We start from the raw sequence: 19,069 nt of genomic DNA, 5'->3' as shown, positions 1-19,069 counted from the left end.
TGGACTGAATCTTTGACATTAAGAAAGGGACTCCAGATGTGGATAAAAAGTGTAGGATACATACAACTGGGGGTGCCGTCTCCCTGACATATATTCTCCTTTCTGAGTTGGGGATTAGGAGATTGATGTTAATATTAAAGACAGTATTTTTGTTATAAAGTGAGACAATAACAGGTTACTTACACCCCACTGAACATTAGCAAAGGGTGTAAGCGCCTGCTTAACCCAATTTAGCTTCCTAACTTTTGAAATGATGTATTACAGACGGTTAGTACCGGGTTAAATAAAATAGACCGCAAAAATCTTTTGACTTTATGCGGTCCATTTAGTAATCTTCTTGGTATTGCTGTCACAAAAAAATTTAAGTTCTATACTGGCTTTTCAACTGACCGTTATGTTATTTAAGTTTGTAATATTCCTAATTGACTCTTTTGCTGCTTCAATCATCTCTATCGACTGTTCTTCAGTCAGTTTACCCGGTTTTACAAAACTATTGACCTGCTGGATAAAGGTGTTCAATTGTTTGACTGCTTGTTCAGATTTGTCATGTCTTTTATCAGACAGGAAATCTTCTGCCTTATTCAGCTTTACCATCAGAGTATTCTTATTTCCATGCACAATATCCAGACCTGTAACAGTTTCTTTAAGGTCGGCAATTCGGTTTCTGTATTCAACAGTTACAGTTGCAATAACCTTTTTAACAGATCCCTGTATAGTTCCCTCTACCTGAAAGACTCCTGGTCCATCGTTACCATAGTTATGTGGGTCAATCTCATTCCAGACAACTGCTCGTTCTTCTGAAACAACCCCTGTCGAGCTGTAATTGACATCTACAGATACTGTTTCGGGAATAGTTGGAGCAACCCCAGACACAGTATTAACTTCTACATCAGATATACCTCTAATTTTACTTTTCGAAAATAACCAATCTATAAGCATGCCACGTTCAGGATGGACATACTCATTATAGACTGGAAGCCATACTGCATGCCCATCGAACACGTGCCCGTTATATGGCGGATCATCCAGTCTGTTTTCTGGCAGTATGGTCAACAGGGAATCGTTCAGATATGGTCCGTAAGTTCTGTCGATTTCGACAACAGAGTCAAACAAAAAATCTCCTTCATCTACAAAAGACCAAATAGGCAAATATGCTACTGCTCTAGCATTTTCCACACTACCAGGCCCACTTGCAGGACAAAGAGGTGCAGCCGCTGCAGGGAAGTCAGGGAAAGTTTTGAGGAAGGTCCAGGTGGAGCCTCCGCCCATTGAGAACCCAGTAATATAGACTCGGTTAGGATCAACTTTGCCCTCAGCTATCATTTCATCGATGATTCCCTTGACATTATGCATGTCTTCTGGGGTAGTAGCATTACGAGGAGCCAGTACATGACTCGGATACTTGGCCTGATTTTCAGGGTTAGCCCAAACGGTGCCACCATTACTGAATCTGATAGGAGTATAGATATCGTTACCCTGTCCACCACCGTGGAAGAATACTACTAGAGGTAGGGGCTCCTCCGCCTCCTCATTATAAAAATAACTATAATCAAGTCCTTCATAGTTTGCATATTGATATTTGTCAAGGACTGGACTGACAACACCATTCTGATTAAATCCCTCAGGCACTATTGAGGATCCATCCACAAAGGCAATTTCTTCACCCTTGTAAGTTATCGTGTACTTTGAATCAAACGTATATCCGTCTTCGATAGTGGCTCCACCGTCGCCCCACCCAACATCAGGAAAATCAACAATGATATATCGTCCAGTATCGGAAGGATAACCAGAATCATTCACGTCACTAGTATAAACATCAATTACCTCGCGAGGACCGTCATACCCCACATAATTCGGATCGACTTTTCTTGTTGCGATCACATGTACATCGAAATCTGATATAGCAAGCGTTGAGCCATCTACTTCTTTGCCTGCATCAATAATGAGGGCATCAGTACGCTCGTGAAAGGCAAAGTTTTCATTTTTGAGAATAAACGGTAAAATTGTTGCCGTCGCTTCTTCTGCTGCGAAGCCTGAAGGTAATTTTAATAACATGATAAAGCAAACTAGGAAACTCACAACTAATATTTTCTTTAACATTATTCGTACAACTCCCTTTTAATGTAAGCGTTTCAAAAATATTGACTATTTACAACAACCTACTTTTCACCCCCTTAATTTTTAATAGTTTCAGTGCAACAAACAATCATTCTATATGTGTACTGCTAACTAATTCCACATATTTCTTTCGTTGTTTCAACCGTCATTCCCGAAGGAAAGTGCCAGTATATTGTACTAGATATGACTATGGGACATTTTAAGGTAACATATATAAGGCAATTGAGAAGGCTGTGGAATTATTAATTGTTGTTATAAACCTTTTTACGTGATTTCTAAAAAATATACCTCATCACTAAAATTAACATTAGAAATAGGGATGACCATTATCCTAAAAGAAAGGGCTGTCGACTTGTTGTTCTAAAACATGACGAGAGAATATTCAGACACTTTGTTTATCACTTGGATATAAAGGGTAAATATTTATATAACCCAATTCCAATAGAAAGGATGAGCACTATGTCCAAAAAAACACAGTATCAACCTATAGGAGGAAATGGGGACGAACCATCAGCTGCTCAGGAAGTCATTTATGCAAAAGAATTTAAAAAAGCAGATATTGCTGGTGGATACCGAAAGCCTAAAGTAAAAGAAGCAAAAAAAGAAAATCCTAACCTTCAAAGATAGGTCATTTAAAAGCAGCTTTCTTAGCTGCTTTTTTCTTTAACTTGCCCCTTCCTGTAGGGGGCTTCTTCAATGAGAAAAGACCTACAACTCCTGGTAAACTGAGTAAAATTAAATACATAGGACTCTACTAAGAATAATTTTTAGTGACAAGTTAAAATGATAAGAACAGAAATAAATCAAACTTGTTGTAGCTCATACTCAATTTTCACAAATGACCTATATCCAAACCACATCAGGTTTAAACTAAATAGACTCATAAAAAATAACGGAATAAGCCCAGAAATATACCAATATAAACAAAAAACTAATGCAAGACCTAGTACCATCATTATAGTTGATGAAACCTGTGAAACGCCTATGATTAAAGCATATTTTAAGTGTTGGGTAAAAGAAATATCAAAATGTACATAAACCGGAAAGAAATAAAGAAGTATGATGAAATACAGTAATCCTATACACAACATTACCCCTGAAAGTATCTGAAGAAAAAGAGTTGACGATTCTTTTAAGAATATAATGTCTACCCTGATAATAGATCCAACAACTAAAAACAATAGGCCAAACAAGTTCGACTTGATAAATTCTTTGCGATAGTAGTACAAAAAGCTTCTAAATATCGGAAAATCTTCCTTTTTTATAATCCACTGACGCAATACGGCAAAAAGGCTCACCGTAGCTGGCATAAGCCCAAAAACACCTAAACCTAGAAGGGTGAAAAAGATCCATAATAGATTTGTATAGAAAAGTCTGATTGCCCATTCTCCAGTCTTGTAGATGAATCCTGTCAATCCATTTAATTGCATACCGTAATCACCCTTCTTGAATTAGATTTTTTCATAACCTTAACCTTTCACTGCTCCAATTGCCACACTTCCTATGATGCGTTTCGAGAATATTGCAAAGACTATTATGATTGGCAGAACCGATAATGCAACTCCTAGATACTGAACACCATAATTTGTTCCGTAGTAACCCTGAAGTAACTGAACAAGAAGTGGTAAGGGATATTTATCATTGGTAAATAACAAAACTAAAGGTCCGATAAAATTATTCCATGACCCGATAAATGCAAATATTCCTAGTGCAGCCAAAGCAGGCGCTAACATCGGAAGAATAATTTTGTTAAACGTTTTGAATTCACTAGCTCCATCTACTCTAGCTGACTCTATAATTTCATCTGGGATCGTACCATCTATAAACTGTTTCACAAAAAAGACAGCAAAAGCGTTGGCGGCAGCTGGTAATATCAAGGCTGCATATGTGTCAAGAAGGTTTAGAATATACATAATACGAAAAGTACCTACCAAACCTAATTGCTGTGGAACCATCATGGTTGCCAATACAAACCAGAACAATAACTTATTGCCTTTAAATTTGTATTTGGCGAAACCATAAGCATTTAATGCCCCAAAATAAAGGGTGAGAGCCGTCGAACAACCTGCAATAATAAGACTATTTAAGAAACCTCTCCAGATATTCATGTTTTCCGTCATAGATTGATAATTTTCTATAAGCGCCTGTCCCGGGAGAAAAATAAATTTAGATGCAATATCTGCATTCGTGTGTGTTCCATAAATGATCATAATGTAGAAAGGCACAATACAAATGATAGCTAAAAGAATAAGAAACAGATGAACAAATATATGGCTTAGTTTCATATTCTTTGCTTTTACTGCTTTTTCACGTACATTATCAACACTTGTTTGTAACATAAGAAATACCCCCTTTAAGCCTTTCCTTGTTTCGTTTTAAGATTCATAGTCGTAAAGGAAATGATAGAAAATATAACAATTATAATAAATAAACCAAACGCAATCGCAGAACCATAACCATACTGATAACGAGTGAAAGCGGTGTCATATAAATACATAACACTTGTTAATGTAGCATTGTCAGGGTTACCTGATCCATCTGTCAGCGTGTAGGGTTGATCAAAAATCTGCATTCCTCCTATAATAGAGGTAACAACTTGAAATAGGATAATCGGACGTAGTAGAGGCAAGGTAATAGTAAAAAACACTTTCACTTTAGAAGCTCCGTCGATTTCAGCTGCTTCTAAAATATCCTTAGAAATACCTTGGAGCCCTGCTATATAAATAATCATAGAATAACCGAAGTACTGCCAAAAAAGGATGGAAGAAACCAATCCTCTCATAAAGTTTGGTTTATCAGCCCAATTTATTGGATCACTGATGATACCTATACTCATAAGGAATTGATTAAAACTACCGGTTTGCCAGCTGAAGATTAACCCTACCAGTAGTCCTAAGGATGCTGCTGTAACAATGTTCGGGAAGAAAAATACCGCTCTAAAAAAACTTTTCCCTTTAACAAATTTCTCATGTAATATAACTGCTAATATTAAACTAACTGTTAACTGAGGGATAACGGATGCGCCCCATATTAATAAAGTATTAAATAAAGATTTGTAAAAGAAAAAATCTCCAATAATTCTTTGATAATTTTGAAATCCTACTAGAACTGGCTGGCCAAATCCATCCCAATCTGTAAAGCTTAAATACAGAGAATACACAATGGGATATAGCCCAAATATAAAAAATATAAGAAAAAATGGAGCAATAAACAAATATCCATAATTATCTTTTCGTATAGACTTTGAAAACATTAAATTGCCTCCTTTTTAGGGATTATGTCAAACTATTAATCCACTTGAATCTCTGGGAAATGGTTGCCAACTTCTGTTTTAAATGATTCAATCATTGCTTCTTTAGACTCCAACCTACCATTAAGAAAATCGTTTACTTTTTCTTCCCAAATACTATTGATATCATTATCATACTTTGTTTGTGGTGCAGAGGGGACCTGTTCTCCAGCTTCTACAAAAAAAGCAAAATATTTTTGATTACCTAAAAACTCTGAAGTTAATGTGGGAGCTAATTCTTGGTTAATATTCTTATTACTCAAAAAATATTGCTGACTTTCTGCCAATTCTTTTAAAAACTCTTTATCCGTTGTATAGAATTTCATAAACTTCCATGCAAGATCTTTTTTTTGACTTTCTTTATACATAGCAAGAAAAGTCCCTCCACCGCTAAAGGGTTTCGGTCCATGAGCTAATCCCCACTTTCCAGATGTTTCAGGAGCATTATTTTTGAATATATGTGGAAGTCCCCATGTAGGTTCTGGATAAAACATGACGTTTCCTTGTTGCATGGAAGCTGTCCAAGCAGGACCCCAAGATTCAAATTTAGCTTCTACCTGACGTTCTCTAGCTTCCTTAGCTAGATCTAAAGTATTAATTCTGCCTTCATCAATGGTTAACTTTTCATCCACAATCCAAGGTTCCTCAATATTAGAACTTTCTACATTATTAATCGCGCTCCAACTAGACAAGGCATGTATCTCTCCATTACTTTCTTCTGCCACTCTCTCACCAATATCCATAATTTTATCCCAGCTAGATATCAATTCACTTACTTCTTCTGGATCATCAGTACCTAAATATTCCTTGGTTAAATCTCGACGATAATAAAACCCACCTGGCGTTCCTTGATAGCCTAAACCTCTTACAATTCCATCTTCGTCCTTTTCTTCAGCTTGAATATATTCAAATTGTTGCTCCAAAATTTCTTCTGCATTGTAGGGCTTCTGAGACAGATTTTCCAGTCTTGGAATGTCTCTGATCTGTGGCCAATAAGTTCGTTCCACAAAGAAAACATCTGGAACATTTTTTTCAACTTGTAAAACAGAAATGAGCTTTTGCAAATAGTTATCGTTGTTAATAAATAATAAATTCACATCGATATCTGGATAACGTTCTTCAAATTTTTCTACTGCATATCTGGCTTCTTCTGTAAATGTCCAAATCGTCAATTCCTTTTTTTGCTGAGATGAAGATGATGAAGAACAACCAAAAAGAATAGAAGCAAGAAAACAATACATTATCATTTTTAATACAATAGGTTTCATATTCATTTCGCTTACACCACCTATCCAATATTTTAAAATTCCAAAAAAGTATTAATTACTGTATTCATGCTATTAATTCATCCTACACATACCATTGGTACCTCCCTTCATTTAGATATTAGATGATTTGAAAACGCTGTCATTTAACGAAAAAATAAGCACCTTTTTACATAGAAGTAAGGTACCGACTTAGAAGTGAAGAACTAATTATTCATTGTTTATCGATTAGACTAACTTAGTATAAGATCATATACTATGTTAAATGGAAAGTCAATATATAATTGTAATTTTTTTGAAAAATAGACTATATAAGTTATATATTATAATGAAGGTAAATAGGATAAATATTAATTCCTTTAAACTCATTATGGTCAAAAGACGACCTGATAGGAATCGGAATCGCCTAATTGAATCGTTTATTTTATTGCCGCAATCTTTTCGATATATTGTAGTAATTAGATGGTAGAGCTCATCTCTCATGCATAACGAAAAAGATCCCCACCTGTAAAAGGTGGAGATTTTCTGTATATCTACTTGGAAACTAAATGACGGGATATGTAGTAAATCCCATGATACCCCTCAGAAAAAGGCATGCCAATCACACTATGCGATTTGATCTACTTTTCCATAAGTTAGTTTAATGTTTCATCCTTAATGTGAACTTCTTAAACCTAGAGAAGTATGTTTCTTTATCAATCCTATTAAAAAGTATCTAATTGATCTAGATTATTTTCTTTAATACCGTCAGGTTCACTACGGATAATGTCTCGACCATACTTATGAAATACATCGACATGCTCCAGTTTTCCTGCTTTTGCTTCATCAATTGCGGTTACGTAGTCTAACTCTCTGCCGCTATTCGTTTTAAATGCAATAATATCGCCCTCATCATTTTTTCGAACAGCAACAATTTGTTCTTTTCCAAGCTCTCCTGATGCTGGCACTTCCTGCTGAACTTGTTCCTCCCCCTGCTGTTTATAATCTTGAAATATTTTCTCGAATTCTTGATTGTCCATATTCTACACCTCCCGAACATACATTTAGTTTACAACGAAGGGGAATTTTTATGTGTAATCTCTCCGCAGCTTATGGAGAGCACATAATCGATTTGATTTATCGCAAAATAATGGTGCAGGTTGACGTATATAGTAATCCGCATTACTCTGAAATAAAGATGTACGAATTGAAGCATTAAAAGGAGCATTAAAAATGAATAAAACTCAATCATTAAATGAAATATTACCTGACCTGAAACCGTTTCTTCAAACCACATGGGATAAATCCGGATTTGAAAAGCTAACAGCCATTCAACTAAATACGGCCCGTTTTATAATCGACGGAAAAGATATCATTGCTGAGTCACCAACAGGCAGCGGTAAAACGCTAGCTTACCTTTTACCGCTTTTGCAACAAATCGACCCAACTCAAAAAAATACCCAAGTTGTTATCTTAGCATCATCCCATGAACTAGTGATGCAAATAAATCAAGAAGTTCAGGAGTGGTCAAGGGATAGTGGAATTGGAAGTGCTACACTGATTGGTGGAGCAAACGTAAAACGACAAATTGAAAAGTTGAAAAAGAAACCGCAAATCGTAATTGGAACACCAGGAAGATTGAACGAACTAATTAACCAGAAAAAATTAAAGATGCATCAAGTAAAAACGATTGTGTTGGATGAAGCAGATCAACTGTTAGTACCCGAACATATATCTACTATCGAAAAAATTGTGAAAAGTACCTTGAGTGACCGGCAAGTGCTCGTCTTTTCGGCAACTCTACCTGAGACAGTACAATCAAAGGCAGAAGAACTAATGAACAATCCTGAAGTAATTCGAGTAGGTAAAGAAGATGATGATCGACCAAATGTAGAGTACATGTATCTTGTTTGTGAAGCGAGAGATAAGATTGAACCGCTACGAAAGCTCGTACGAAATCATGAAATGAAAGCACTTGTTTTCGTCAAAGACATTACAACTCTTTCGGTACTGGCAGAAAAACTAGATTATATGGGAATCAATGCAGGAGTTTTACATAGTGACTCCAAAAAGCAAGAACGCGCTAAAGCAATTAAAGAATTTCGCGAAGGAAAATCTGAACTACTACTAGCTTCAGATGTTGCTGCAAGAGGATTAGATATTCCTGATTTAACCCATGTTATTCATATGGACTTGCCTAAAGATACGACACAATTTGTTCATCGCTCCGGAAGAACTGGGCGGTTAGGGTCTGACTCAGGAACCGTTGTAGCCATTGTCACGGAGAGTGAGGAGCGACAACTGCAGAAGTTTAGTCGCCAATTAAATTTAACTGTTTCAAAGAAAATCCTATTCAAAGGAAAATTAGTTGATTCAAAATAATGTGAAACTCTTGTTATTTTTCTAAAACATATCTATGATACCTCTTAAATGTTGAAACTCCTTCCTTGACAGGATATATTGCTCGCTCGACGGGATAAGTCATTTTTTCCCGCCAAGCAGATTAGGTATCCCGTGAAGCAAGAGAGTTATCAGTAAATAAAGCTTTATTAAAAGCCTTAGGATGAATTTGGCTATTTGTAATGCACGAAACCATTGCTAGCAATATAGTTAGTTGGAAAATTGAAATAGTATTGATATAATTCATACAAATCTATAAATAGGTGGGGTTGTTATGACTACAATTGCGTCAATTGTTCAAACATTAGAAGACAGGAATCCGCTTCCACCTCTTTGTCCAGAGGAAACGTGGAAGCCTGAATTATCAAAGGAGATTAATGATCTATCCGAGGAAGAAATCACGGGAAAAGCTGCTCCTTCAAGCCTTACTACCCTTGCAACTCGTTCTGGCTTATTGCTCTGGAACGACGACCTTTACGCTTCACATGCGATTTCACAAAATATTTCAGAACCAATCGGTAGCTATTGGCACGGGATTATGCACCGACGAGAAGGTGACTTTGGCAACTCAAAGTATTGGTTTAGTAAGGTTGGCGATTCCCCAATTTTTGAAGAGTTGTATGAACAAGGTAAAAAAATCTACCCAAAAATAAAGGAATGGAAACAATGGGATCCTTCCCTTTTTATCGATGAGGTAGAAGAAGTAACGTCCAAAGGCGAAGAAGATACACAACGTGGAAAGCAATTACGACAGCTACAAGCACTAGAAATATCATTGTTATTACAATATAGCTTGCACCAGTAACAAATGGGATAAGGTATCAGGGCACCGTATATGGACAAATGTCTTTTTACGGCGCCTGCCCCCTTAAACATAACCTCCTTGCATTATTCTTCTTTTAACATTGAATACTTGCTATAAGCTTTATAATAACTTCTACCAAATAGAACTACCATAAGTACGGGAAGTAACTTCAAAAGGACAAATGGAGTTTCAAATAATAATGCCTTCCAAAATAATACACCTTCCATACTCCAAAGACCTTCATGGTATAATTCAGAATCACTATACAGCATAAAACAATATGCCAAACACAGCGTAACCAACCAAAATGAATAACCCATTAATCTTTTATAATAATTACCCTTTGATTGGCGATCCGAGAAGATTTCATTTTGATTATCATCTTCTTTTTGCCAATACCTTATTCCAAGCCAGGTCCCCTTTATATAGTTCCAACCGAAATCCTCATATATCCCTTTGTATTCAACGATCTTTTTCTTAGGTAAATAATCTTGATAATCAAGTCTCATAACATATCTCTTGTCAGTTTTTTCGAAAGTGTATATTCCTAATCTACTAATATTTGTACAGCGATAGCCTTTTTGTAATTGCTCGTTCAGCCATTGCTCTTCTTTTTCAATATTAAAAAATACTTTAAACCTCTTCATTTGATTCACTACCTTCATACAAGGATAAAATGTGCAATAGTCTTTCTTGTTCCATCTTCAAAATGGCGCTTCCTTCTGTCGTTATCATATAAATTTTTCTCCGACCTGAATTTCCAACAGGTTCAATCCAACCATGTTTATTCAAGTTTTCAATAGCACCGTATAATGTACCAGCCGCTAAAATTACGGAACCATTGCTAATTTCTTCTATCTTTTGCATTACTGCATATCCGTGGAGTGGCTCACGTAGAGCTAATAAAATATAATGCATGGTTTCAGACAACGGCAATAATTTGTGTTTCATTCTCTCACCCTCTATTCAGTTAAACTATACATTTCAACTTTATAGTAAATATAATACAGTTCAACTGAATAGTCAACAGCATTGTTAAAATTCATCGAAGGAACTTAAAGTAAACTTTTTATAATTAGGCAAAAATTCGATCTAAAAAAGCCGATTTCCCAACGTAAAGGGAATCGACTTTTTGTTGGAAGCCATAATTTAATTATTTCCTGTTTACTTAAGAGACACACAATTCCATATAAATTCTATGCTTAAAGCCTTTCATCTTTGAAAAAGTTTCCTTTTTTCGCTTGAACTCTGTAAAACCCAACTTTTTATATAATCGATAAGCAACCTTATTTGTATCCACAACTTCTAGAATATAACGATGATAATCCTCATTCTCTAATACGTAACTCATCAGAGCAGTTGATATACCTTTACCTCTAGCTTTAACTGCGGTGGCAACACATTCAATATAACCTGTATCATCTAGGTAAGACAATTTTTTATTAAACTCATCTTTCATAAAATAATAAGCCATACTCCCTTTCACATAGCCAAATGAGTTTCTCAAAATTGTTTTATCAATTGTCAATGCTCGATTCTGATTATTGGAACAAGCAAGAATTCCAACAATTTCACCTTCTAAAGTAGCAAAGTAAAAAACATCTGGACAAATCATTTTCTGAAACGCTTCAACTAACTTTTCTCGATTGGTTGAGAGAAACGCTAAGTCTTTCTCGTATCCATCAACAAAAACAGCTGCCACCTCACGAGATACATCTCTTTTAAACCCTCTCGTTGGTCTTACTCTAATTTCATAGCTTTTCATTTAATTTCCTCCTTGATATTTAACTGACCGTACGGTTTATTAATATTTCTTTTAAAACCCCTTCAATTTTAAGGGATATTATCTTTTGATATTCCTTTTAGAAAGATATCTATTGCACTCTGGTAAAGCATGAGAAATTGTTTATCACTATAACCAACGAATTGTGTAATGCTTAAACCTGTGAGTGTACTGTATAAAATATAAGCTAAATCGTCAGGTGATTGATTACTTTTAAATTCCTTACGACACATTCCCTCGTCAATAATTTGATAGAAAACTTCATATTCCGGTTTTATCAAATCAAATATCTTATTTTTCATCATTTTGTCTATATTCTCAGTGGCCATATATTCTGGAACTGTATGTGATAAAGGATTTTGCATATCTGAAGCATAGTATTTTGCAAGAAGGTAAAGTTTTTCTGTTGACTTTCCCACCTTACTCGCATGATTTTCCCATTTTGTTCTCCATACCTCTGAAGTTTTTTCTACTGTATATAGGAACAACTCTTCTTTGCTTTTAAAGTGATAATAGATGCTACCTTTGCTTATCCCACTATACTCACGAATATCTTCCATTGAAGTTCCAGCATAACCTTTTTGTTCAAATATAATTTTTGCCTTTTCAGCAATAAGTTCCTTAGTTTTTTCACCTTGACCTCTTGGTCGAGCCATAAATTTCCCTCCTTTGTTTATTAATAACGTTTTATAATCTGACCGTTCGTTTTACTAATCATAAAATAAGATAAGTTTAAATTCAAATCTTCTTAACTAAATAATTAGATTTCTCTATTCAACAGTATGGCTCGTTTGCGGAATAACTACCTCCGATAAATAAAACCTCTTTAATAAAGTACATTCTTTTATAAACGAAATTATTTTTTGCGTAGTAAGCGTCAAATACGACAAAACGATCACCCCAAAAAGTGATCGTCTTTAATCAATTGTATTTAGTTAACAGTATGGTTTTACTGTGCAGCAAATAGATCTGTTGTTTTTGTCTTTCTTCTTTAACATTAGCACCAATTTAATTAAATAAGACTATTTTAGTTTATTTCGAAAACTTCAGATATAGAAAAATGTAAAAATCCAATAATCATTCCAATGAAAGTAAATAAAAGAGAAATGATTAAATGATCATTCACCATATTGTTGCCACAAGCAAGGCATAACAACCATCTTTTCTTTTCCATAACACAATAGTATTGATCGGAATACTAGGTTACTTCTTATCAGTTAATAGCTGAATTTTGAAGATATTTGTAATGTCTGCGCGGTCGGTCAATAGTGTGATTGAAATCAAATCACCTTCTGACAAATCAGAAAGCGGGATAACAGCATCCTGCCGATATATACTCACTTCTTCCCATATATCATATTGAAACTCACCTCGGTATTTCTCATCATTGAGGGATATACCATCAACCAATAAAGTTTTCTCGCCAACTTCTTTTACTTCTGCATAGAATGTCTGAATATCAGAATGGGACATCACCCACGCATCTTCTTCGTAATCTTTATAGGCATTAACATATCCCGCAAAATAGCTAATCAATATGCCAATGAGTAAAACTATTATAGTCATAACAATAGCCACTCTATATGGAGGGACCATTGAAGTACGCTTGCCCTCGGTTGCTCCTAAAGCCTTATTGATATGCCGTTTATAGACTTGAAAATAGACAGTAACGGTAGCGACTAATATAATTAGAATTGCAAACAGTGCGAGAAAATAAATAGGAAAACCCATGTAATTGCCTCCTCTATATTCCGAAATATTCTTTAAAAATGTAGTAATAGCTTCTTGTTACATCAACACTTTTACCATTAGTCATGGTAAGGATGAACTTCGTCGAAAGAGTAGGTGTAATTCGTTTAACCTTATTTCTTGCAATTACAACAGAATTACTTATACGCAAAAATTTTGTTGGGTCAAGCAAACTGACAATTCGGTATAATCGGTCGGTAGCTTGATATATTGCTTCTTGCGTTTGTACCTCTACTACATGACCGAACGATTCGATACAAACAATATCCTCTACCGATAAAATGATCCGCGCATTTGTTCCTTTTTCTCTCACAATCAGATTATCAATGAAGCTGTTGGTTTGACTTAATACCAAGTCGGCCGTATCATCTATTTCAATTCCTCGTTCTTCGAGTGCGGATTTGATTTCATCATAACGCTCATTACTAATGTCAAGTTTGATTTTCAAATTGTAACCTCCTTTCGTTCATCGTGATCCATATCCATGATTCAAAAGTAGTATAACCATCGGATTTTCGTATTTCAATATAAGAGGAACACTTTACAGATATAGCCACATAGATTACACAACATGGTTGATATTCAATAAAAAATGAACCCCCAAATAATTGGAAGTTCTATTTCGTATTAAAATCTTCTTCAACTAAAGCTACCCATTAGCTTAATAGTGAACCTAAAATAAATGGTGCAATAATCAGCATTATTGAAGTGAAGATTAATGTAATGGACACATTTCTCGGCAATTTCTTTCGACCATCTCCCTGATACCAACCAGAAAACTGTAATTTGTTTCTATATAATACAAAGAGTAAAACTAATATTGCTAATGCACTGAGCCATGAATAACCTTCAGTTGCTTCATTGATTGTATAAATGTTTTCTATAATTGCCCAACCTAAACCACCAAGTAATACAAAAATAATTATTATGCGTAATTGTTCTAATAACGTCCTCATTTCTTATCTCTCACCTACCACTTTTATATAAGCTACCCGTTTGTTGAACATGATACTCAACTATTTAGTAAGAACAGCGAATAAAACCATAGCCACTACTGATAAGAAGAACATTGCATAAAAAAACAGCCATAACTTTAATAATATTGAGCCGTTTATTATAATCCTTATTAAACCACGTAGATTAGAATACGTTACTTCCTTTTCTTCTTCTTGCAGTTCCTCCATATTTAATCTCTTTATTTTGGTTCTCCAAAATTTCTTTCCTTCATCTGTAAATTGAAACCAATAAACAGACAAGGTTCCTCCTAATACAATTGAACTTATACTGACTAAGAAAATTATTAGTTTAAGGTTATCCATGTTATTCATCTCCAATTGGTTCAACAAAAGCTACCCGTTAATTTAATAATATTTATCCAAAAATAATCGCGTTACTAATATTAAAATAATAACAAACACATTAAATACTAAGGAACTCCATTTATAATCAATGATATTATTCCGATGGTTCTTGACCACTGTTTTATAGTTATCACGCTAAGAATAACCCCTAATAACAAAACCGGTAATGCCAAAGCTGTATCAACTATCGTTAATAGGAAAATACCTAACACTGCACATAGCATTGATAAATATTTAATCATAATCCCACTCTCCTAACAACTCTCATTTACAATTACCTTAAATAGGCTCCTAAATTTTAGTTTTCTTCAACTCTTCTGACCGTTAGTTTTAGTGAATAAATTCACAACATAATCAATCTTCACACTAAAATTATACCAAAAATTAACAAGTAGTTGTTCTTATTTTACACAATAATGATAATCGTTGCTGCGCAGTATACGTTTGCTTCGTCTACTATGCAATATAAGATTTCTCTTGTAATTTATTACTTCATCATTTACCGACTATTTGCTAATTTATAAGATGATTCTATTATACTATCTTTTTGAGGGAATTAAGGTGTAGTGAATGACAATATCCTACCAGTTAAGATATGGTTTACCGAATATTCATTATTCAACTTTTATTAACTCCAAATACAAACTTGAACAAAAGGTAGTAAATAGAGAATGAAAATCCGTTCAAATCTTCAAAAGCAAAAGAAAAATATATCTTACATCTAAAAGGTGGAGATCGTATAAATGTTGTTTGGACCAATATTTCAGCTGCTTATGATCTGCATCGATATATAGTTGATCGGGGATCGACGTCAAATATTTAACCGAATTAGAGAATTTCGATCAACATTTTGCTTATACTTAAAAAAGCAGGAATCTTTCAAGTTCCTGCTTCTCACTTCAACACTTTCTCCGCTACGTTTTCTACATGTGGCTTGGTAGTAAGATGATACTGTTATCCATAAATATTATTTTTGCGTGCGGTCTCTACAATCACTAATATTTCCTTTTTTTCCTCTAGACAACTAGCAGTTGATTATTATGATGTTAAGCTATGGATATTCAATTTTTGAATATACCTATATACTTTGTTTATTTTTTTCTGATGTTTCCCTTTTGAATTTTCCATATTTCCAAACTCAAAAAACTTTACCTTTTTAATGCCTACGTATTGAAATAATGCTTTACGCATTAAAACTTTATGAGCATTATTTAGCCAAAACATTGGATAGAAGGTTGGACCTTTCATTACAGAAATACATACGACTGATTTACCCTTCAACAAACCGTCTGGTAACAACTTACCGTTATCTTTGTAGGCAAATCCTGATGCAAACATTTTATCAATATAACCCATTAACATAGCAGGAGGCCTCCCCCACCAGATAGGATAAATAAAGATAATCTTTTCAGCCCACGATAGTTGATCCCGATATTTTTCTAATTCTGGATCTTTATACATATCTCTTCTCTTCTTTTTCTCCCCAAATTCAAGGACCGGATTAAATTTTTCTCCATATAAATCTAAAACTTGAACATTTTGTATAACATGGTTTTCCTCACACCCTCGAAGTACCCCCTGTAAAAATGCATAGCTCAAGCTTTGATGATTTGGATGGGTAAAAACAATTAAAACGTTCACTATTAAACACCTCGTTTGTTATCATTTGATAACTAAATACTAACACTCATCCAAATTAGTTGTCAATTGATAATTGTTTTTTGATAATATATTTGATACTTTGTAAATGAGGTGATTTATATGGACAAGGGTAAGCTTTTCCATCAGTTTGTTCGATTTACTACATCTGTACATCAAGTGACAAACGATATGACAAAAGAAATCAAAATTGAAAACATAACTACCGTTCAATACAAAATATTAGAATTCATTACAGTTAGCCAACCGGTAACTCTTAGTGAAATAAGTGAATGTTTACATTTATCTTTACCTAATTCTAGCCGTGAGTTAAAGAAACTAATTGAAAACCAACTATGTGAAAAAATTATTGATTCGAATGATCGTCGCAAATTTGACATTCGTCTTACAGAGAATGGAACGACGCTAATGAATAAAGTGTTTCGACAGCTTGAATTAAAATTTCAAGAGCGAATTAACAATTTGACAGAGCCCGAACTAAAAGAAATGGAAGAGGCAATCCAAATTTTACAAACTAAATTTTTGGATAGGTGAAATGGAAAGGACCAATATGAAAGAAATCATGGTCTTTATGTTAATTTTAGAAAGTTATAATATAATTCATATTTCATAAGAAAGACCTCTAGCATTTACTTTTTTGTGTAAAAGTAAGACGCTAGGGGTCAAAAAATCCCCCGAACTAATAGTCCGAGGGAACATAAAACACACACTTCTATCTATAATTAAGACCACTAAACTTATGATATCAAGCTATTTCAACACTATCTCGGCTACGTTTTCTACATGCACAGTCTGTGGAAACATATCCACTGGCTGAATCCCTTTTACCTTATATCCGTTCTGTACTAAATATCTCATATCCCGCACCTGCGTCACAGGATTGCAGGACACATAAACTATACGTTCTGGTTTAAGCTTCACTAGACTAGACAAGAACGCTTCATCACTTCCGCTTCGTGGTGGATCCATAAAGACTACATCCGCTTTCTCACCACGTGCTGCCATCTCCATCATGAATTCCCCGGAATCGCCTTGATAGAAACGGGCATTTTTCACGCCGTTGCGCTTTGAATTGCGGATTGCGTCTCGAACAGCATCCTTATTCAACTCTACTCCAATGACTTTGCCAGCCTTTTGACTAGCAATCAGACCGATTGTACCGATCCCACAGTACGCATCAATTACGGTTTCACTTCCAGACAACTGGGCCATTTCAATGGCTTTTGCATATAACTTTTCCGTCTGGAGCGGATTAATCTGATAGAAGGATTTCGCGGAAATATCAAACTTCATTCCACAAAGGGTGTCTGTTATAGTCCCTTTGCCAAACAACACTTTCTCCTGACCACCTAGAACCATGCTCGTATCCCGGTTATTCACGTTCATGAGGATGGTGGTAATCTCTGGGTGAGCCTTCCTGAGAGCTTTTACAAAATTATTACTACCTTTAAAAATAGGTGAAGCTACAACCAGCACCACCATGATCTCACCACTGACCTTGCCGACCTTCACCAGTACATGACGCAGGAAACCTCGTCCAGTGTCTTCATTATATGGCTGCATTTTAAATGACTTCATCATGTCCTTAATCGTTTGCCAGATTTCATCCGCTTTCGGATCGTGAATGAGACACCGATCCATCGAGATAAGCTGATGACTATTCTGAGCGTATAACCCACCAATAATCTGCCGTTCCGTATTCAGACCAAATGTTGTATGGCTCTTGTTCCGGTAATCATACGGATGGTCCATGGTTAAAATCGGTTCTGGTTTGCCGAAGGGTTTCATCAAATCATCTATAGTTTGCTGCTTGAAACCTTCCTGAGCCTGTTCGTTCATATGCTGAAGCTGACATCCGCCACACTCATAAAAATAGGAGCACATTGGCTCGATTCGGTCTTTTGACGAGGTGATTACCCGTTTTAATTCCGTATTAACATATCGCCCACTAGTGGACAAAGTAATCTCAGCCGTTTCACCTGGCAATAGATGGTCTACCTCTAGCTGCTTTCCTTTCCACTGAACGATGCCTTTCCCCTCATTGGTCAGGCCTGTGCAGGTCACTTCTGCGGTTACAGATTTCTTATTACCTCGACGCTTATTTGTTGTCGAGGGCTTACCTTGGAATTTGTCGCCCTTTTGATTAGTCAGTGCGGAGCGCTTTTTCCCATTTGTTTTTTTCGACTGATTGCGTGTTTTTCCCGGTTTATATCCATTCTTTTTGCTTTTATTCATAGGCACTTCCTATCTATTTTTCTTTTGGTTCCTCATTATATACTATCCCAAGTCAGTAGTAAAACTAACTAATACAAAAAGACTGGCACCAAATATTGGATAGGAAAGTCCTTCTTCTACAAAAATCGCTTTTTCCGGTCCGCCATGTCGCTTAAGATCTGCTTGTCCATCCCCTCCAAGATTTGTTTTTCCGACCCAAATATCTCCTTTAACAGAATACTTCACAATTCCAGTTGTCCACTCACGTTCCATTGGATGTTTTGCATCTTTATTTCCGAATGTTTTTGGCTTTCCTACCATTATTTTATCTATCACAGGTTGACTCACCGATATCAAACTCCTTTTTAAAAATTCGTTTTGATTCATATTTCAGCTTCTCGTAACTGTAAAAACTCGAATATTTAAACCCTTTTCCTCTAATTATTT

At 35.3% G+C, this 19,069-nt stretch carries 22 protein-coding genes; 4 read left to right on the top strand and 18 right to left on the bottom strand.

Annotated elements, in window-relative coordinates; genetic code table 11:
* Positions 1–381: 381 nt before the first annotated feature.
* The gene (locus ACTWP4_RS06760) at positions 382–2,100 is read right to left on the bottom strand and encodes an FIMAH domain-containing protein (RefSeq protein WP_443128001.1); all 1,719 of its coding nucleotides are present in this window, start codon (positions 2,098–2,100) and stop codon (positions 382–384) included.
* A gap of 477 nt (positions 2,101–2,577) precedes the next feature.
* Between ACTWP4_RS06760 and ACTWP4_RS06755 the strand changes: the two genes are divergently transcribed.
* Positions 2,578–2,745: a YfhE family protein gene (locus ACTWP4_RS06755; RefSeq protein ID WP_443128000.1), complete on the top strand. Its 168-nt coding sequence runs from the start codon at positions 2,578–2,580 to the stop codon at positions 2,743–2,745.
* 176 nt (positions 2,746–2,921) lie between these two features.
* Here the strand turns inward: ACTWP4_RS06755 and ACTWP4_RS06750 are convergent, their stop codons facing one another.
* The 5 genes from ACTWP4_RS06750 to ACTWP4_RS06730 all read right to left on the bottom strand — a co-directional run bounded on the left by ACTWP4_RS06750 (position 2,922) and on the right by ACTWP4_RS06730 (position 7,691).
* The gene (locus ACTWP4_RS06750) at positions 2,922–3,548 is read right to left on the bottom strand and encodes a YesL family protein (protein WP_443127999.1); all 627 of its coding nucleotides are present in this window, start codon (positions 3,546–3,548) and stop codon (positions 2,922–2,924) included.
* A gap of 39 nt (positions 3,549–3,587) precedes the next feature.
* Positions 3,588–4,457: a carbohydrate ABC transporter permease gene (locus tag ACTWP4_RS06745; protein ID WP_443127998.1), complete on the bottom strand. Its 870-nt coding sequence runs from the start codon at positions 4,455–4,457 to the stop codon at positions 3,588–3,590.
* Positions 4,458–4,471: 14 nt separating this feature from the next.
* Positions 4,472–5,371: a carbohydrate ABC transporter permease gene (locus ACTWP4_RS06740; protein WP_443127997.1), complete on the bottom strand. Its 900-nt coding sequence runs from the start codon at positions 5,369–5,371 to the stop codon at positions 4,472–4,474.
* 35 nt (positions 5,372–5,406) lie between these two features.
* On the bottom strand, positions 5,407–6,681 hold the full coding sequence (locus ACTWP4_RS06735) for an ABC transporter substrate-binding protein (protein WP_443127996.1): 1,275 nt from the start codon (positions 6,679–6,681) through the stop codon (positions 5,407–5,409).
* A gap of 695 nt (positions 6,682–7,376) precedes the next feature.
* On the bottom strand, positions 7,377–7,691 hold the full coding sequence (locus ACTWP4_RS06730) for a DUF3892 domain-containing protein (protein ID WP_443127995.1): 315 nt from the start codon (positions 7,689–7,691) through the stop codon (positions 7,377–7,379).
* Positions 7,692–7,884: 193 nt separating this feature from the next.
* Here ACTWP4_RS06730 and ACTWP4_RS06725 point away from each other — a divergent pair, with 193 nt between their 5' ends.
* Positions 7,885–9,033, top strand: coding sequence for a DEAD/DEAH box helicase (locus ACTWP4_RS06725; RefSeq protein WP_443127994.1), 1,149 nt, complete (start codon positions 7,885–7,887; stop codon positions 9,031–9,033).
* A 292-nt stretch (positions 9,034–9,325) separates the two neighbouring features.
* Positions 9,326–9,856 (top strand): hypothetical protein, encoded by a 531-nt coding sequence (locus ACTWP4_RS06720; protein ID WP_443127993.1) that lies wholly within the window; start codon positions 9,326–9,328, stop codon positions 9,854–9,856.
* A gap of 83 nt (positions 9,857–9,939) precedes the next feature.
* Here ACTWP4_RS06720 and ACTWP4_RS06715 read toward each other — a convergent pair whose 3' ends face one another.
* The 10 genes from ACTWP4_RS06715 to ACTWP4_RS06670 form a co-directional block, all read right to left on the bottom strand.
* Positions 9,940–10,503, bottom strand: coding sequence for a DUF2812 domain-containing protein (locus ACTWP4_RS06715; protein ID WP_443127992.1), 564 nt, complete (start codon positions 10,501–10,503; stop codon positions 9,940–9,942).
* Positions 10,490–10,807 carry a PadR family transcriptional regulator gene (locus ACTWP4_RS06710; RefSeq protein WP_443127991.1) on the bottom strand — a complete coding sequence of 106 codons (318 nt, stop codon included), beginning with the start codon at positions 10,805–10,807 and terminating at the stop codon, positions 10,490–10,492. Before ACTWP4_RS06710 ends, ACTWP4_RS06715 begins: the two co-directional genes overlap by 14 nt.
* Positions 10,808–11,024: 217 nt before the next feature.
* Positions 11,025–11,621, bottom strand: a complete 597-nt coding sequence (locus tag ACTWP4_RS06705) for a GNAT family N-acetyltransferase (RefSeq protein ID WP_443127990.1) — start codon at positions 11,619–11,621, stop codon at positions 11,025–11,027.
* A gap of 68 nt (positions 11,622–11,689) precedes the next feature.
* Positions 11,690–12,295, bottom strand: a complete 606-nt coding sequence (locus tag ACTWP4_RS06700; RefSeq protein ID WP_443127989.1) for a TetR/AcrR family transcriptional regulator — start codon at positions 12,293–12,295, stop codon at positions 11,690–11,692.
* 547 nt (positions 12,296–12,842) lie between these two features.
* Positions 12,843–13,370 (bottom strand): hypothetical protein, encoded by a 528-nt coding sequence (locus tag ACTWP4_RS06695; protein ID WP_443127988.1) that lies wholly within the window; start codon positions 13,368–13,370, stop codon positions 12,843–12,845.
* Positions 13,371–13,383: 13 nt separating this feature from the next.
* Positions 13,384–13,836 carry a LytTR family DNA-binding domain-containing protein gene (locus ACTWP4_RS06690; protein ID WP_443127987.1) on the bottom strand — a complete coding sequence of 151 codons (453 nt, stop codon included), beginning with the start codon at positions 13,834–13,836 and terminating at the stop codon, positions 13,384–13,386.
* Between the two features lie 208 nt (positions 13,837–14,044).
* Complete coding sequence (locus ACTWP4_RS06685) at positions 14,045–14,344, bottom strand: hypothetical protein (RefSeq protein ID WP_443127986.1); 300 nt, start codon at positions 14,342–14,344, stop codon at positions 14,045–14,047.
* Between the two features lie 60 nt (positions 14,345–14,404).
* Positions 14,405–14,707 (bottom strand): hypothetical protein, encoded by a 303-nt coding sequence (locus ACTWP4_RS06680; RefSeq protein WP_443127985.1) that lies wholly within the window; start codon positions 14,705–14,707, stop codon positions 14,405–14,407.
* A 107-nt stretch (positions 14,708–14,814) separates the two neighbouring features.
* Positions 14,815–14,991 carry a hypothetical protein gene (locus tag ACTWP4_RS06675; protein ID WP_443127984.1) on the bottom strand — a complete coding sequence of 59 codons (177 nt, stop codon included), beginning with the start codon at positions 14,989–14,991 and terminating at the stop codon, positions 14,815–14,817.
* 796 nt (positions 14,992–15,787) lie between these two features.
* Positions 15,788–16,390 carry an NAD(P)H-dependent oxidoreductase gene (locus ACTWP4_RS06670; protein ID WP_443127983.1) on the bottom strand — a complete coding sequence of 201 codons (603 nt, stop codon included), beginning with the start codon at positions 16,388–16,390 and terminating at the stop codon, positions 15,788–15,790.
* A 120-nt stretch (positions 16,391–16,510) separates the two neighbouring features.
* On the opposite strand from ACTWP4_RS06670, the gene ACTWP4_RS06665 reads away from it, so the two are divergent.
* On the top strand, positions 16,511–16,942 hold the full coding sequence (locus tag ACTWP4_RS06665; protein WP_443127982.1) for a MarR family winged helix-turn-helix transcriptional regulator: 432 nt from the start codon (positions 16,511–16,513) through the stop codon (positions 16,940–16,942).
* 216 nt (positions 16,943–17,158) lie between these two features.
* Here ACTWP4_RS06665 and rlmD read toward each other — a convergent pair whose 3' ends face one another.
* Together rlmD and ACTWP4_RS06655 are read right to left on the bottom strand one after the other, a co-directional pair.
* Positions 17,159–18,643, bottom strand: a complete 1,485-nt coding sequence (gene rlmD, locus ACTWP4_RS06660) for a 23S rRNA (uracil(1939)-C(5))-methyltransferase RlmD (protein ID WP_443127981.1) — start codon at positions 18,641–18,643, stop codon at positions 17,159–17,161.
* 42 nt (positions 18,644–18,685) lie between these two features.
* On the bottom strand, positions 18,686–18,970 hold the full coding sequence (locus ACTWP4_RS06655) for a hypothetical protein (protein ID WP_443127980.1): 285 nt from the start codon (positions 18,968–18,970) through the stop codon (positions 18,686–18,688).
* Positions 18,971–19,069 lie beyond the last annotated feature (99 nt).

It is taken from the genome of Gracilibacillus sp. D59, assembly GCF_052246695.1.
Taxonomy (GTDB): Bacteria; Bacillota; Bacilli; order Bacillales; family Amphibacillaceae; genus Gracilibacillus.
The sequence above is the reverse complement of the archived record's forward strand: the minus strand, read 5'-3'. Positions and strand labels throughout refer to the sequence as shown.